Genomic DNA, 14,150 nt, shown 5'->3' with positions numbered 1-14,150 from the left:
TCAAGATTCTGATAAATAGAGATAAAGGGTCACAACTACGGCTTTAATGCACAAAGGTGCATATTCATCCATTGATGACCTTGTTTTCCGTTTTTTTATTCATAAAAAGCCGAACCCCAGCCGCAACGACAGCATATTCTGCATTTTTGCCAAATACCGTCCCATTAAATTGGTGATAACATTCTCGTTACAGAGTTTATAGCTGTACCTTTCCACGGTTAACAAAATAATTATCACTGCGAAACAGGACTCTTATGGAAAAGTTATCTTACGCTTCTGAAAGTAGTACATCTCCATGGACCACCTACCTGCGTCAAATCGATCGCGTTGCGCCCTATCTCGGCGATCTCGCCTACTGGATCGAAACCCTGCGCCATCCGAAACGCGCGCTGATCGTTGATATTCCGGTACAAATGGATGATGGCACTATCCGCCACTTCGAAGGCTACCGCGTCCAGCACAACCTCTCGCGTGGACCGGGTAAAGGCGGCGTGCGCTACCATCCGGATGTCGATTTGAATGAAGTGATGGCGCTTTCAGCCTGGATGACCATCAAGTGTGCGGCAGTCAATATTCCCTACGGCGGCGCCAAGGGCGGTATCCGCGTCGACCCGTTCTCACTATCAGAGGGTGAACTGGAACGTTTGACCCGTCGTTATACCAGCGAGATCGGCATTATCATCGGGCCGCAAAAAGATATTCCGGCGCCGGACGTTGGTACCAACGGTAAAGTGATGGCCTGGATGATGGATACTTACTCCATGAACCACGGCACCACCATCACCGGCGTGGTCACCGGCAAGCCTATTCACCTCGGCGGTTCGCTGGGCCGTGAAAAAGCCACCGGCCGCGGCGTATTCGTCACCGGTCGTGAAGTGGCTCGCCGCAGCGGTATCGAAATCGAGGGTGCCAAAGTCGCGCTGCAGGGTTTTGGTAACGTGGGCAGCGAAGCGGCCCGCCTGTTCGCGGGCGTCGGCGCGCGGATTGTGGTGATTCAGGACCACACCGCCACGCTGTATAACGAGGGCGGCATTGATATGGCCGCGCTGACCGCATGGCAGGCGGAGAACAAGCAAATTGCCGGCTTCCCGGGCGCCCGCGAAATTGACAAAGAAGCGTTCTGGACGACGCCGATGGATATTCTGATCCCGGCGGCGCTGGAAGGTCAGATTACGCGCGAGCGCGCGGAAACCCTCAGCTGCAAACTGGTGCTTGAAGGCGCTAACGGCCCGACCTATCCGGAAGCGGACGACGTGCTGGCCGAGCGCGGCATCGTGGTGGTGCCGGACGTTATTTGTAATGCCGGCGGCGTCACCGTGAGCTACTTCGAATGGGTGCAGGATATGGCCAGCTTCTTCTGGAGCGAAGAAGAGATCAACGCCAAAATGGACCGTATCATGACCGATGCGATCGTTCACGTTTACGAAAAAGCGGTGGAAAAAGCGTGCTCTTTACGTACCGCCGCCTATATCGTGGCCTGTGAGCGAATTCTGATGGCGCGTAAAGATCGCGGTATTTATCCGGGATAATCTCCCTTCTCAGCCCGGTTAATACCGGGCTGAGACCAGAACTCTCTTCCCCCCTCCCAAAGCTTCTTCCACAATAAACGCACATACCGTTAACCTGTTTTTATCAATCAGGCTTGAATTCTCGTTCTGGTCAGGCAAAAATCATTAGAGCTCTAACGATATTGCAGACTGACCTATGGATAACCGACAGCTTAACTTTTCCCATCTTTTATATCTGACCGCCCACCACTGGCGCCTGGCGGTCAACCGTCGGCTCAAGGACCTCGGCATGAGCCAGGCCAGCTGGGTCGCCGTTTCCGCCATCGCGCGCAACGAAAAGCCGCTATCGCAAAGCGAGCTGGCCCAGGAGCTCGGCGTCGAAAGCGCAACCCTCGTACCGCTGCTCAACCGGCTGGTCGATCTCGGTCTGGTCGAGCGGGTGAAAACCGAACGCGACAAGCGTAAACGACTGCTGATCGCTACCGCCAAAGGCCTTGAGGTGTATCAGCAGGTGAAAACGGTGGCCGATGATTTGCGGGAGGAGATCCTTACCGCCATTACCCCCGAAGAGCAGCGGCAGACGCAACGGGTACTGGAGAAGCTGCTGCGCGAGGTTGAGAAAAAATAATGCCGCGTCGTCACGCTAATCCCTATGTTCCTCACGACTGGGCCCCGCACGAAAAACCGGCGATCCTCGGCTCGCCGTCGACCCCCATCCACAGTACGCCAAAACGTATTGCCTACGGGATCGTCGGGCTGCTGGTCTGCCTGACGGGCGCGCTCGGCAACGCGGTGGTGACCGCCAATCTTCAGCTGTTACAGGGTACCTTTGCCGCCTGGTCAACCGAGATTGCCTGGCTCCCGGCGGTCTACGTGATGACCAACGTCTCCATCAACCTGCTGCTGGTGAAGTTTCGCCAGCAGTTCGGCCTGCGCGCTTTTACCGAGGGTTTTCTCGTTCTCTACGTGCTGGTGACCTTTTTCCACCTGTTCGTCAACGACCTCAGTTCAGCGCTGATGGTGCGCGCCGCCCACGGCATGGTGGCCGCAGCGCTAAGCTCGCTGGGGATTTATTATCAGGTGCAGGCCTGGCCCGCCCGCCATCGGCTCAAAGCGCTGACCATCGGCATCACCGGTTCATCCCTGGCGATCCCGCTGGCGCGCCTGTTCTCAACCGAGCTGCTGCAAATCGACGAGTGGCGCGGGCTGTACTTCTTTGAGCTGGGGCTGGCGCTGGTGTCGCTGGCCTGCGTGATTGCCCTCAAGCTGCCGCCAAGCGATCGTAAAAAGGTGTTTGAGAAGAAAGACTTCATCACCTTCTTCCTGCTGGCGCCGGGGATGGCGCTGGTCACCGCGGTGCTGTCGCTGGGACGGCTGGACTGGTGGTTTGAAGCGCCGTGGATCGGCTGGGCGCTGGCGGGCGCGGTGGTGCTGATTGTCTCCGCGATTGCCTTTGAGCATAACCGCAGCAACCCGCTGCTCAATATCAAATGGCTCTCCAGCGGCAGTATTCTGCGCCTCGGGCTGATTATGCTGCTGATCCGCATCGTGCTGGCGGAGCAGAATACCGGCGTTATCGGCTGGCTGCAGTACGTCGGTTTGCAGAATGAACAGATGACCAACCTGGCATGGTCGATTTTCGCCGGGATCGTCTGCGGCATCGTCGCCAGCTGCCTGACGCTCAACCCGCAGCGCCTCTACTGGCCCACCGCCACGGCGCTGGCGTTGATTATGGTTGCCTCGCTGCTCGACAGCCAGTCGACGATCCTCACGCGACCGGAGCAGCTGATGTTCAGCCAGTTTCTGCTGGGCTTCGGCAGCGCCTTTTTCCTCGCCCCGGCGATGCTGGCGGGGATTGGCGGCGTCATTGCCGACCAGCGCAACCTGGTGAGCTTCTCGGTGCTGTTCGGCATGAGCCAGAATATCGGCGGCCTGCTGGGTTCCGCTATTCTCGGCACCTTTCAGACCTGGCGGGAGAAGTTTCACTCCAGCCAGCTCGCCGACCAGCTCACCACGCTCAATCCGCTGATTACCGAGCGTTTGCAGCAGTACAGCCAGATGTATCAAAGCCAGATTGGCGACAGCACGTTGCTCAACGTTCAGGCCACCACGCTGCTGCAAAACGCCGCCACCCTGCAGGCCAATATTCTCGCTTACAATGATACCTATCTGCTGACGGCGGCGATTTCAGCCGCCACGCTGGTATGGGTTTTCTGGCGCTTAATAAGATTACGTATTACCGCTCGTATCGCGCTGAAGCGCGCGACGGGAAGCAAATAAAAATTTTCACTCTGGAGTTATTATGAGTCAGCAGGATGCGGCCAAACAGCAGGCCAATACCCGAAATAATATTCGCATCGTCTCTATTTTTACCGCCGCCGCCATTGGCATCGTTGGCGTACTGGTTATTCTCTACGCCTGGCAGCTGCCGCCGTTTACCCGAGAAAGCCAGTTTACCGATAACGCCTACGTTCGCGGGCAAACTACGTTTATCAGCCCGCAGGTCAACGGTTATATCACCGAGGTTAAGGTCCAGGATTTTAATCAGGTGAAAGCCGGCGACGTGCTGTTTCAAATCGACGACCGCATCTATAAGCAGCGCGTCCATCAGGCGGAAGCTCAGCTGGCGATGAAAGAGGCGGCGCTGAAGAACAATCAGCAGCAGCGTAAAAGCGCCGAAGCGGTCATCACCCGTAACGAAGCGGCGCTGCAAAACGCCCGCGCGCAGAATCTGAAAACCCAGGCGGATTTAAAACGCGTTCAGGAGCTGACCGCCGACGGCTCGTTATCGATTCGCGAACGCGATTCCGCCCGCGCCAGCGCGGCGCAGGGCACCGCGGATATCGAGCAGGCCAAAGCAACGCTGGAGATGTCGCGCCAGGATTTGCAATCAACCATCGTTAATCGTGACTCGCTGCTCGCCGACGTCGCCAATGCGAAAGCCGCGCTGGAGCTGGCGCAGATAGACCTGCAAAACACCCGTATTATCGCGCCGACGGACGGTCAGCTTGGGCAAATCTCCGTTCGCCTTGGCGCATACGTGACCGCCGGGACGCATTTGACCTCGCTGGTGCCGCCGCAGCACTGGCTGATCGCTAACCTGAAAGAGACCCAGTTGGCCCAGGTGCGCGTCGGACAGCCGGTGACCTTTACCGTGGATGCGCTGAACAGCGAGAAATTCACCGGTACGGTGCAGAGCATCTCCCCGGCGACCGGCGTGGAGTTCAGTGCTATTTCGCCGGATAACGCCACCGGTAACTTTGTCAAAATCGCCCAGCGCATTCCGGTACGCATCGCCGTTGATGAGGGGCAGAAAAACGGCCGGCGCCTGCGGCCGGGCATGTCGGTGCAGGTCACCATCGATACCCGCGCGGAGGAGCAGCAATGATCCGTCCGCTCGCTCTCGCCGTTATGCTTGCGCTGGCCGGCTGCCAGTCCGCCGACGTTCAACGGGCCGCGCCCGGGCTGCAGATCCCCGCCGCCTGGCGGGCGGATGTCGGCCCCTCCAGCCCGGTTGAGGGCGTGTGGTGGCGCAACTTCCACGACAGTACGCTCAATCTCTACGTTGACCAGGCGCTGCGCTACAACAGCGACGTGCTGATAGCCCGCGAACGGGTCAACGAGTACCAGGCGCGGGCTTACGCCGCCGATAGCAGCCTGTTTCCCTCCCTTGACGCCGGATTGACCGGCACCCGCGCGCGGTCACAGTCGGCCGCTACCGGCCTGCCGGTCCACAGTACGGTGTATAAAGGCGCGCTAACCGCCAGCTACGATGTTGATCTCTGGGGAGTAAACCGCAGCGCCGCCAGCGCGGCGCAAGCCAGCCTGGAGGCGCAAAAGGCGGCTGCCGCAGCGGCGAATCTGACCGTCGCCTCTTCGGTAGCGGCCGGCTATATCACCCTGCTCTCGCTGGATGAACAGCTGCGGGTGACGCAGCAAACGTTAAAATCGCGCGAAGATGCCTTCAACCTGGCGAAGCGCCAGTTTGAGACGGGCTATACCTCACGCCTGGAGCTGATGCAGGCGGACTCCGAACTGCGCTCCACGCGCGCGCAAATTCCGCCGCTGCGCCACCAAATCGCCCAGCAGGAAAATGCGCTCAGCCTTCTGCTCGGCGCCAATCCGGACGCCGTTAAGCGCAACGCGTTCGCGCAGCTGTCGCCGCTATCGCTACCTTCCCAGCTGCCGTCAACCCTGCTCAACCGCCGACCGGATATCGTTCAGGCCCAGCGTCAGCTGGTGGCCGCCGACGCCACCCTGGCGTCATCGCAGGCGCAGCTGCTGCCGTCCATTAACCTTACCGCCACCGGCAGCCTGCAGGATCGCACCCTGCCCGACCTGCTGGATAATCCGCTACGCTTATGGAGCCTCGGCGGCAGCATTCTGGCGCCGCTGCTCAACCGCCAGGCGCTGAATGCCCAGGTGGACGTTTCGATGGCCCAGCGCAATCAGGCGCTGTTTAGCTATGAGAAAACGGTACGCGGCGCGTTTAAAGAGGTGAATGACAGTCTCGATGCCATCGGCCGCTACGGCGAGCAGCTGGCGGAGCTGCAGGCGCAGGAGAAGGTGGCCCAGGAGACGCTGCGCATCGCGCAAAACCGCTATCGCAACGGCTACTCTTCCTATCTGGACGTGCTGGACGCCCAGCGCACGCTGTTTTCCACCCAGCTCAGCGTGGTACAGGTGAAAAACAACCTGCTGCTGGCGCAAGTTGATTTGTACCGGTCGCTGGGAGGCGGCTGGTCTGATTCATCAGGGATGTAATACGGGAAACCTGACATGCAACAACAGTGGTCGGCAGTAGATAATTATCTCGTGACAGCGTTAATCCCCACCGATCCGCTACTCAGCCAGGTTCTGGAGAATAACCAGCGCGCCGGGCTTCCGGCTATCGACGTTGCCGCTAATCAGGGGCAGTTTCTGGCCCTGCTGGTGCGCATGACGGGCGCCAGACGCATCCTCGAGATTGGCACGCTCGGCGGCTACAGCACCATCTGGATGGCCAGAGAATTGCCCGCCGATGGCGAATTACTTACCCTGGAGGCCGACGCGCACCATGCCGCCGTCGCCCGCGAGAACCTGCGCCTGGCGGGCGTGGACGATCGCGTTGCGGTGCTGGAAGGTCCGGCGCTGACCAGCCTCGAAACGCTGGGAGAGCGCCCGCCGTTCGATCTCATTTTTATCGATGCGGATAAGCCCAATAATCCCCACTATCTGCGCTGGGCGTTACGCTATTCCCGTCCGGGGACAGTGATTGTGGGCGATAACGTGGTGCGCGATGGCGAAGTGACGAATCCGGAGAGCGCGGATGAGCGGGTGCAGGGCGTCAGAGCGTTTATCGACATGATGGGCAGCGACCCGCGACTGACGGTCACGGCCCTGCAAACCGTGGGCAGCAAAGGCTGGGATGGGTTCACCCTCGCGTGGGTGAACGCCTGACGCTATCCGCCCTCCCCGGCAGCCTGCGCCACCGGGGAAAGCTTCGGCCTAGGCCGTAATCTGCTCCATTGCCTGCAGTACCCGCTTGTCGGAAATCGGATACGGCGTGCCGAGCTGCTGGGCGAACAGGCTGACGCGCAGCTCTTCAATCATCCAGCGGATCTCCTGCACGTCGTCATCCTGACGGCGCTGAGGCGGCAGCTTATTCAGCCACTGCTGCCACGCCTGCTGGATGCTCTCCACTTTAAGCATCTGCGCGCGGTCGCGGTGCGGATCGATGGCCATTTTCTCCAGCCGTTTTTCAATCGCCTGCAGATAGCGCAGCGTGTCTCCAAGGCGGCGGAAGCCGTTACCGGTGACGAAACCGCGATACACCAACCCGCTCATCTGCGATTTGATATCCGACAGCCCCAGCGCCATGGTCATATCCACGCGCCCTTTCAGGCGTTTGTTGACGTTAAAGACCGCGGTCAGGATCTGTTCGACCTGTTTGGCAATGTCCACAACCGTCTCGTTCAGCTCGGCGCGCACCTTTTCATGCAGCGCGGTAAAGCCCTCTTCGCTCCATACCGGGCCGCCCGCTTCGTCAATCAGCTTATCCACGCCGCAGGCGATGCAGTCATCGATCAGATCCAGCACTTTACCGTAGGGGTTGAAATAGAGCCCCAGCTTGGCTTTATTCGGCAGCTTTTCGTGCAGATACTTTATCGGCGACGGGATATTCAGCAGCAGCAGGCGGCGCAGGCCGCGCCACATCTCCTGCTGCTGCTCCAGCGGATTATCAAACAGCTTGATGGCCACGCTGTCGCGTTCGTCCACCAGCGCCGGCCAGGCCTTAACTTTGTAGTTGCCGCGCTTCTGCTCGTAGCTCTCCGGAAGCCGGCCAAAGCTCCAGATATGCAGCCCGCTCTGCTCGATACCGTCATCGGCGACCGCGGACAGCGTCTCCTGCACCTTACCTTTCAGCGCATCTTTCAGATCCTGCAGCGAACGCCCTTCCTGCAGCTTCTTGTTTTTCTCGTCCACCACCCGGAAAGTGATTTTCAGGTGATCGGGCACCTGATCCCATTGCCAGGCCTCGCGGTCGATAGTCACGCCGGTCATCCGCCGCAGCTCGCGCTCCAGTGAATCCAACAGCGGCAGCTCCAGCGGCGTCGCGCGACCGAGAAATGCTTCCGCGTAGTTTGGCGCCGGGACAAAATTGCGGCGCACCGGCTTCGGCAGCGATTTAATCAGGGCGATAACCAGCTCCCGGCGCAGCCCCGGGATCTGCCACTCAAACCCGGCCTCTTCCACCTGGTTGAGCAGCGGCAGCGGAATATGCACCGTCACGCCGTCGGCGTCGGCGCCCGGCTCGAACTGATAGGTCAGACGCAGCTTGAGGTTGCCCTGATGCCAGAAGTTCGGATAGTCGAGCTTGCTGACCTGCTCCGCGCCTTCCTTAATCAGCATGCTCTTTTCAAAGTTGAGCAGATCCGGCGTCTCGCGGCTGGCCTGCTTCCACCATTTATCAAAGTGGCGCGCGGAGATGACGTCATGGCTGATGCGCTGGTCGTAGAACTCAAACAGCGTTTCGTCATCGACGAGAATGTCGCGACGGCGCGATTTATGCTCCAGCTCTTCAATTTCGTTGCGCAGCTTCAGGTTTTCGCGGAAGAAAGCGTGGCGAGTCTGCCAGTCGCCCTCCACCAGCGCGTGGCGGATAAACAGTTCGCGGCACAGCGCCGGGTCAATCTGGCTGTAGTTGACCTTGCGGGCAGCGACAATCGGCAGGCCGTAAACGGTCACCTTCTCCGTCGCCATCACCGCGCCCTGCCCGCGCTCCCAGTGGGGTTCGCTGTACGAGCGTTTGATCAGATGCTGCGCCACCGGCTCGACCCACTCCGGCTCAATGCGCGCGGCGATGCGCCCCCACAGGCGGCTGGTTTCCACCAGTTCGGCGACCATCGTCCATTTCGGCGGCTTTTTAAACAGCCCCGATCCGGGGAAGATGGAGAAGCGGGCGTTGCGCGCGCCGGTAAACTCCTGCTTGTCGGCGTCTTTCATACCGATGTGCGACAGCAGACCGGTCAGCAGCGCGGTGTGAATTTCGCGATACTCCGCCGGCTCGCTATTGACCGGCAGGCCGAGCTCTTTGACCACCTGACGCAGCTGGGTGTAGATATCCTGCCACTCGCGCACGCGCAGGTAGTTGAGAAAATCGACCCGGCACTGGCGGCGGAACTGGTTCGAGGAGAGCGCTTTTTGCTGCTCGCCCAGGTAGTTCCACAGGTTGACGAACGCCAGGAAGTCGGACTCTTTGTCGTGGAAGCGGCGGTGTTTCTCGTCGGACGCCTGCTGCTTGTCCATTGGCCGCTCGCGCGGATCCTGAATAGAGAGCGCCGAGGTGATAATCATCGCCTCGCGCACGCAGCCGTGTTTTTGCGCTTCCAGCACCATGCGCGCCAGACGCGGGTCCACCGGTAGCTGGCTCAGCTGGCGGCCCATCGGCGTCAGCTTATAGGCGGTCTGCTGTTCGTCAGTAGTAATCGCTCCCAGCTCTTCCAGCAGGCGCACGCCGTCCTGAATATTGCGTTTGTCCGGCGCTTCAACGAACGGGAACGCGGCAATATCGCCGAGCCCGAGCGCGGTCATTTGCAGAATAACCGACGCCAGGTTGGTGCGCAGAATCTCCGGGTCGGTAAACTCCGGACGCGACAGGAAGTCGTCTTCAGAATAAAGACGAATACAGATCCCTTCGGAGACGCGGCCGCAGCGGCCCTTACGCTGGTTAGCCGACGCCTGGGAAACCGGCTCAATCGGCAGGCGCTGTACTTTGGTCCGGAAGCTGTAGCGGCTGATACGCGCGGTGCCTGGATCGATAACGTACTTGATGCCCGGCACGGTCAGCGAGGTTTCCGCGACGTTGGTGGCCAGCACTATCCGCCGCCCGCTGTGGGCCTGGAACACGCGATTCTGTTCGCTGTTGGACAGTCGCGCATACAGCGGCAGCACTTCGGTATGGCGCAGATTCAGCTTATTGAGCGCATCGGCGGTATCGCGAATTTCGCGCTCGCCGCTCATAAAAATGAGGATATCGCCGGGGCTTTCACGCCCGAGCTCATCAACGGCGTCGAAAATCGCCTGCAGCTGATCGCGCTCGGTGTCGTCGGCGTCTTCAACGATGGGTCGATAGCGCACTTCTACCGGGTAAGTGCGCCCGGACACTTCGATAATCGGGGCGTTGTTAAAGTGGCGCGAGAAGCGTTCCGGATCGATGGTCGCCGAGGTGATAATAATTTTCAGATCCGGGCGACGGGGCAGCAGTTCCCGCAAATAACCGAGCAGGAAGTCGATATTGAGGCTGCGTTCGTGCGCTTCATCGATAATGATGGTGTCATACTGCATCAGCAGCCGGTCCTGCTGGATTTCCGCCAGCAGAATACCGTCGGTCATCAGCTTAACCATGGTGTTATCGCTGACGTGGTCGCTAAAGCGAACTTTATAGCCGATGCAGCCGCCGGGCTCCGTTTGCAGCTCTTCGGCGATACGGTTGGCGACGGTACGCGCGGCCAGGCGACGCGGCTGCGTATGGCCAATTAAGCCTTTAACGCCGCGACCCAGCTCCATACAAATTTTTGGCAGCTGGGTGGTTTTCCCCGACCCGGTTTCCCCCGCCACAATCACCACCTGGTGATCGCGAACGGCTTCGAGAATCTCCTGTTTTTTCTGGCTAACCGGCAGGTTTTCCGGATAAGCGATCGCCGGCCGCGCGGCTTCGCGCAGCAGGACTCTCCCTGCCGCCTGTTCAATTTCTTGCGCCATCTCCTGAAGAATGGCCTGTTGGGCATCAGGATTTTTAACCTTCTTCACGCCGTGCAGGCGACGGGCGAAGCGCGACTTATCGCGCAGCATCAGGCCATCAAGCCGTTCAAAGAGCGATGAGAAGGTTATTTTTTGTTGTTCTGTCATAGCGTTATCGGGCAGCGCACTGCCGGGAAAAATCTCTTTTGAAGTATTGCGTTAGAGTACCACATCCGCGCATTTCGTGCCTTGTTCAAAAAAACTGAATACAGAGTTCGATTTATTGCGCTTTCTCTGTGGCATGATTGTGAATAGAGTGTCAACAAGCACCAGGGCATCGGCCCGTCAATCACATTAAAAAAGGAAACACCCATGAGCAAAGTATTAGTTCTGAAATCCAGTATTCTGGCAGGGTACTCGCAATCTGGTCAGCTGTCCGACTATTTTGTTGAACAATGGCGTGAAAAGCACGCGGAAGACGTTATCACCGTGCGCGACCTGGCTGCAAACCCAATTCCGGTACTGGACGGTGAGCTGGTTGGCGCTCTGCGTCCGAGCGACGCGCCGCTGACGCCGCGTCAGCAGGAAGCGCTGGCGCTTTCTGACGAACTGATCGCTGAACTGCAGGCGAACGATGTGATTGTTATCGCGGCGCCGATGTACAACTTCAACATCCCGACCCAGCTGAAAAACTACTTCGACCTGGTGGCGCGCGCTGGCGTGACCTTCCGCTACACCGAGAAAGGGCCGGAAGGTCTGGTGAAAGGTAAACGTGCGGTTGTCGTCACCAGCCGCGGCGGTATCCATAAAGATACCCCGACCGATCTGGTGACCCCTTACCTCTCCACCTTCCTCGGCTTTATCGGCATTACCGATGTGAACTTCGTGTTTGCTGAAGGCATCGCCTACGGCCCGGAAGTCGCAGCGAAAGCGCAGTCTGATGCGAAAGCCGCTATCGACAGCGTTGTAGCCGCGTAAGAGTTGACTCCTCCCGCTTCCCGGCGGGAGGAGAGTTTCATTTTTCCTCGTAGCGCAAATACCCCACCACGCCACCGCCGCCATCTTTCGGATGATTCACGCCGTCGTTGACCTCCACGCAGGGAAAATCGAAGGGCGACACGCCGTCAATGCAGGCCACATTCACGCCGTACTGCTGCGGGTTTGAACGCCGCTGATGAAAGGTGTAGATCCCGCATACCGAGCAGAAAAAGTGCACGGCTTGACCGGTATTAAAACGATACTCCGTGAGCTTATCCCGTCCGCGCACCACCTCTATTCCTGAAAGCGGCGCGGAGACCGCAACCGCCCCACGCATCCGGCAATATGAACAGTTACAGCGGCGAACGGTGTTGAAGCCATCGCTAAGCTCAACGGTAAACGCCACCGCGCCGCAGTGGCACTGAGCGGATAATTTCTCTGCCATGATTTTCCCCTCAGGATGATGATTTCGGCCGCAAATTCTCGTCAAAGATCAGCCGCTTTCTGTCCGACTCTGCTTCTTTGAGCGGTTCCACTTGATGCAGCGTCTGTTTGCAGCGCTCCACCAGCACCTGATACTCCCGCGTCCCCTGCTTCTTCCAGGCCAGCTCCTGTTCACTTAATGTACGAATGGCTTTTGCCGGACTGCCGACAATCAGATGGTTGGCGGGCATTTCGGCGTTGGCTTTCACAAAGGCCGAAGCGCCGACGATGCTGTTTTCCCCAATCCTGGCCCCGTCAATAATCACCGCGCTCATCCCCACCAGCGCGTTGCGGCCGATGGTGCAGCCGTGCAGAATCGCGCCGTGGCCGATATGTCCCTCTTCTTCCACCACCGTATCCTGGCCGGGAAAGCCGTGCATCACGCAGTTATCCTGGATGTTAGCGCCATCTTTCACCACGATACGGCCAAAATCGCCGCGCAGGCTGGCGTTAGGGCCGACGTAGACCCCTTTGCCGAGGATCACGTCGCCAATCAGCACGGCGGTGGGATGAACATAGCTTTCGTCCGGTACAACCGGCGTCATACCGTCAATCTGATAAATGGGCATGGTGCCTCCTTATACGCCCGACAGCCCGCCGAAGCGCTGGAAATAGAGCGGCCCCGGCGCGGGAAGTTCCCCCACCGAGCTTTCGCCCTTCTCGCCGACAAACGCCAGCGCGCCGGGCGCAACGCGTTGATAAATATTGATGCACAGCTGGCGCGCGGTTTGTCCGGCCCAGTGCGCGGGGAGCAGTTCTTCGGGCAGCAGCGGATCTTTCAGCACCACCCGGCGATAGAAGTGAATCAGCAGGAGCTGAATTTGAAAGCAGCGTTCAGGCGTCAGCTCCGCGGGCTCGCAGTCGCGAAGCAGCGGCAGCAGCGGTCGAAACAGGGTGATAAACGCTTCATACATTGCGTTCTGCTCGGTAAGATGCCAGCACTCTTCAACGCGAGCGCGCAGCGCCGCCCGGGAGAGCGCCAGCGGGGAATGCGCTTCGAAGCAGATAACGTTTTCCGCTACGCCCGCTTCGTGCAGCAGAGATTGCACGTCCGCCAGCTTCTGCGATGGCGAAGCCAGCAGGCTCGGCGCCAGCGCGCCAAATCCCTGCCACAGCAGCTGTTTTTTGACTTCCGCCAGAGTGCTCTTCTCCAGCCCTTCCGACAGCAGCAGTAGCCAGGTACCGTCCCACTCCGGGGCGCTGGCGCGATAGATTTTATGCTCCGCCCGGCGGGTCAGGCGCAGGCCTTTGTCGCTGAGGCGGTAGAAGCTGCGGCGGCCAATGCGCACCACATCGAGCCACTCTTCTTTATTCAGGCGGAACAGCGCGGTACGCACGAATCGTTCGCCGAATCCGAGCCCTTCCAGCAGCGCCGCCACGCTGCCGAGCCAGACCTCTCCGCCGCGCTGGAGCAAGGCGTCGCCGTATAAAGAAGCAATAAGCGAGGTCCCGCTAATGGGCATCGCGGCGACGGACTGTTGAATAAAGGTGTCGAGTTTACTCATCTGATTCATTCTGTTGTGATTTTTGTCCTTTTTGAATCATAGCACAGGAAATCCCGGAGGCGGTGCTGGCGCACCTGTCCGGGCGACCGGCCCGCAGACGACGGTGAATACGTAGCCCGGCTAAGCGCAGCGCGAGCCGGGAACAGGCAGAGCTGATACATGAACCCCGGCACACTCCCCGGGTCGCGGCGTAAACGCCTTACCCGGGCTACCGGCCCGCAGACGACGGTGAATTTGTAGCCCGGCTAAGCGCAGCGCGAGCCGGGAAGAAGCTGAGCTGATACATCAGCCCCGGCACACTCCCCGGGTCGCGGCGTAAACGCCTTACCCGGGCTACCGCCCCGCAGACGGCGGTGAATTCGTAGCCCGGCTAAGCGCAGCGCGAGCCGGGAAGAGGCAGAGCTGATACATCAGCCCCGGCACACTCCCCGGGTCGCGGCGTAAACGCCTTACC

Annotated in this window: 11 protein-coding genes; 7 read left to right on the top strand and 4 right to left on the bottom strand. The window is 59.5% G+C overall.

What is annotated here, in order from left to right:
- Positions 1 to 254: 254 nt before the first annotated feature.
- The 6 genes from ABLV30_RS19940 to ABLV30_RS19915 all read left to right on the top strand — a co-directional run bounded on the left by ABLV30_RS19940 (position 255) and on the right by ABLV30_RS19915 (position 6,947).
- On the top strand, positions 255 to 1,529 hold the full coding sequence (locus ABLV30_RS19940) for a Glu/Leu/Phe/Val dehydrogenase (protein ID WP_014229200.1): 1,275 nt from the start codon (positions 255 to 257) through the stop codon (positions 1,527 to 1,529).
- Between the two features lie 175 nt (positions 1,530 to 1,704).
- Positions 1,705 to 2,136, top strand: a complete 432-nt coding sequence (locus tag ABLV30_RS19935; protein ID WP_014229199.1) for a MarR family transcriptional regulator — start codon at positions 1,705 to 1,707, stop codon at positions 2,134 to 2,136.
- Positions 2,136 to 3,788: an MFS transporter gene (locus ABLV30_RS19930; RefSeq protein ID WP_014229198.1), complete on the top strand. Its 1,653-nt coding sequence runs from the start codon at positions 2,136 to 2,138 to the stop codon at positions 3,786 to 3,788. The genes ABLV30_RS19935 and ABLV30_RS19930 overlap by 1 nt, the downstream gene beginning before the upstream one ends.
- Positions 3,789 to 3,810: 22 nt before the next feature.
- Positions 3,811 to 4,896: an HlyD family secretion protein gene (locus tag ABLV30_RS19925; protein ID WP_348865647.1), complete on the top strand. Its 1,086-nt coding sequence runs from the start codon at positions 3,811 to 3,813 to the stop codon at positions 4,894 to 4,896.
- Positions 4,893 to 6,272: an efflux transporter outer membrane subunit gene (locus ABLV30_RS19920; protein WP_025107915.1), complete on the top strand. Its 1,380-nt coding sequence runs from the start codon at positions 4,893 to 4,895 to the stop codon at positions 6,270 to 6,272. The genes ABLV30_RS19925 and ABLV30_RS19920 overlap by 4 nt, the downstream gene beginning before the upstream one ends.
- Before the next feature lie 15 nt (positions 6,273 to 6,287).
- A complete protein-coding gene (locus tag ABLV30_RS19915; protein WP_048263580.1) occupies positions 6,288 to 6,947 on the top strand; it encodes an O-methyltransferase in 660 nt (219 codons plus the stop codon).
- Positions 6,948 to 6,995: 48 nt separating this feature from the next.
- Here ABLV30_RS19915 and hrpA read toward each other — a convergent pair whose 3' ends face one another.
- Positions 6,996 to 10,898, bottom strand: a complete 3,903-nt coding sequence (gene hrpA, locus ABLV30_RS19910; RefSeq protein WP_048263579.1) for an ATP-dependent RNA helicase HrpA — start codon at positions 10,896 to 10,898, stop codon at positions 6,996 to 6,998.
- Positions 10,899 to 11,102: 204 nt separating this feature from the next.
- On the opposite strand from hrpA, the gene azoR reads away from it, so the two are divergent.
- Positions 11,103 to 11,708, top strand: coding sequence for an FMN-dependent NADH-azoreductase (gene azoR, locus ABLV30_RS19905; protein ID WP_014229193.1), 606 nt, complete (start codon positions 11,103 to 11,105; stop codon positions 11,706 to 11,708).
- 37 nt (positions 11,709 to 11,745) lie between these two features.
- On the opposite strand, the gene ABLV30_RS19900 is transcribed toward azoR, so the two are convergent.
- The 3 genes from ABLV30_RS19900 to paaX are packed head-to-tail and all read right to left on the bottom strand — an operon-like array spanning position 11,746 to position 13,696.
- Positions 11,746 to 12,156: a GFA family protein gene (locus tag ABLV30_RS19900; RefSeq protein WP_086544292.1), complete on the bottom strand. Its 411-nt coding sequence runs from the start codon at positions 12,154 to 12,156 to the stop codon at positions 11,746 to 11,748.
- A 7-nt stretch (positions 12,157 to 12,163) separates the two neighbouring features.
- A complete protein-coding gene (paaY, locus tag ABLV30_RS19895) occupies positions 12,164 to 12,760 on the bottom strand; it encodes a phenylacetic acid degradation protein PaaY (protein ID WP_014838356.1) in 597 nt (198 codons plus the stop codon).
- Positions 12,761 to 12,769: 9 nt separating this feature from the next.
- A complete protein-coding gene (paaX, locus tag ABLV30_RS19890) occupies positions 12,770 to 13,696 on the bottom strand; it encodes a phenylacetic acid degradation operon negative regulatory protein PaaX (RefSeq protein WP_221842370.1) in 927 nt (308 codons plus the stop codon).
- Positions 13,697 to 14,150: the final 454 nt, after the last annotated feature.

The organism is Klebsiella sp. CN_Kp113 (assembly GCF_040064585.1).
Taxonomy (GTDB): Bacteria; Pseudomonadota; Gammaproteobacteria; order Enterobacterales; family Enterobacteriaceae; genus Klebsiella; species Klebsiella michiganensis.
This window is presented reverse-complemented; position numbering and strand designations above follow the sequence as displayed.

Bases quoted from the DNA above. Each gene is read 5' to 3' on its own strand.
- ABLV30_RS19940 (WP_014229200.1), top strand. From the start codon at position 255: ATGGAAAAGTTATCTTACGCTTCTGAAAGTAGTACATCTCCATGGACC.
- ABLV30_RS19935 (WP_014229199.1), top strand. From the start codon at position 1,705: ATGGATAACCGACAGCTTAACTTTTCCCATCTTTTATATCTGACCGCC.
- ABLV30_RS19930 (WP_014229198.1), top strand. From the start codon at position 2,136: ATGCCGCGTCGTCACGCTAATCCCTATGTTCCTCACGACTGGGCCCCG.
- ABLV30_RS19925 (WP_348865647.1), top strand. From the start codon at position 3,811: ATGAGTCAGCAGGATGCGGCCAAACAGCAGGCCAATACCCGAAATAAT.
- ABLV30_RS19920 (WP_025107915.1), top strand. From the start codon at position 4,893: ATGATCCGTCCGCTCGCTCTCGCCGTTATGCTTGCGCTGGCCGGCTGC.
- ABLV30_RS19915 (WP_048263580.1), top strand. From the start codon at position 6,288: ATGCAACAACAGTGGTCGGCAGTAGATAATTATCTCGTGACAGCGTTA.
- hrpA (WP_048263579.1), bottom strand. From the start codon at position 10,898: ATGACAGAACAACAAAAAATAACCTTCTCATCGCTCTTTGAACGGCTT.
- azoR (WP_014229193.1), top strand. From the start codon at position 11,103: ATGAGCAAAGTATTAGTTCTGAAATCCAGTATTCTGGCAGGGTACTCG.
- paaY (WP_014838356.1), bottom strand. From the start codon at position 12,760: ATGCCCATTTATCAGATTGACGGTATGACGCCGGTTGTACCGGACGAA.
- paaX (WP_221842370.1), bottom strand. From the start codon at position 13,696: ATGAGTAAACTCGACACCTTTATTCAACAGTCCGTCGCCGCGATGCCC.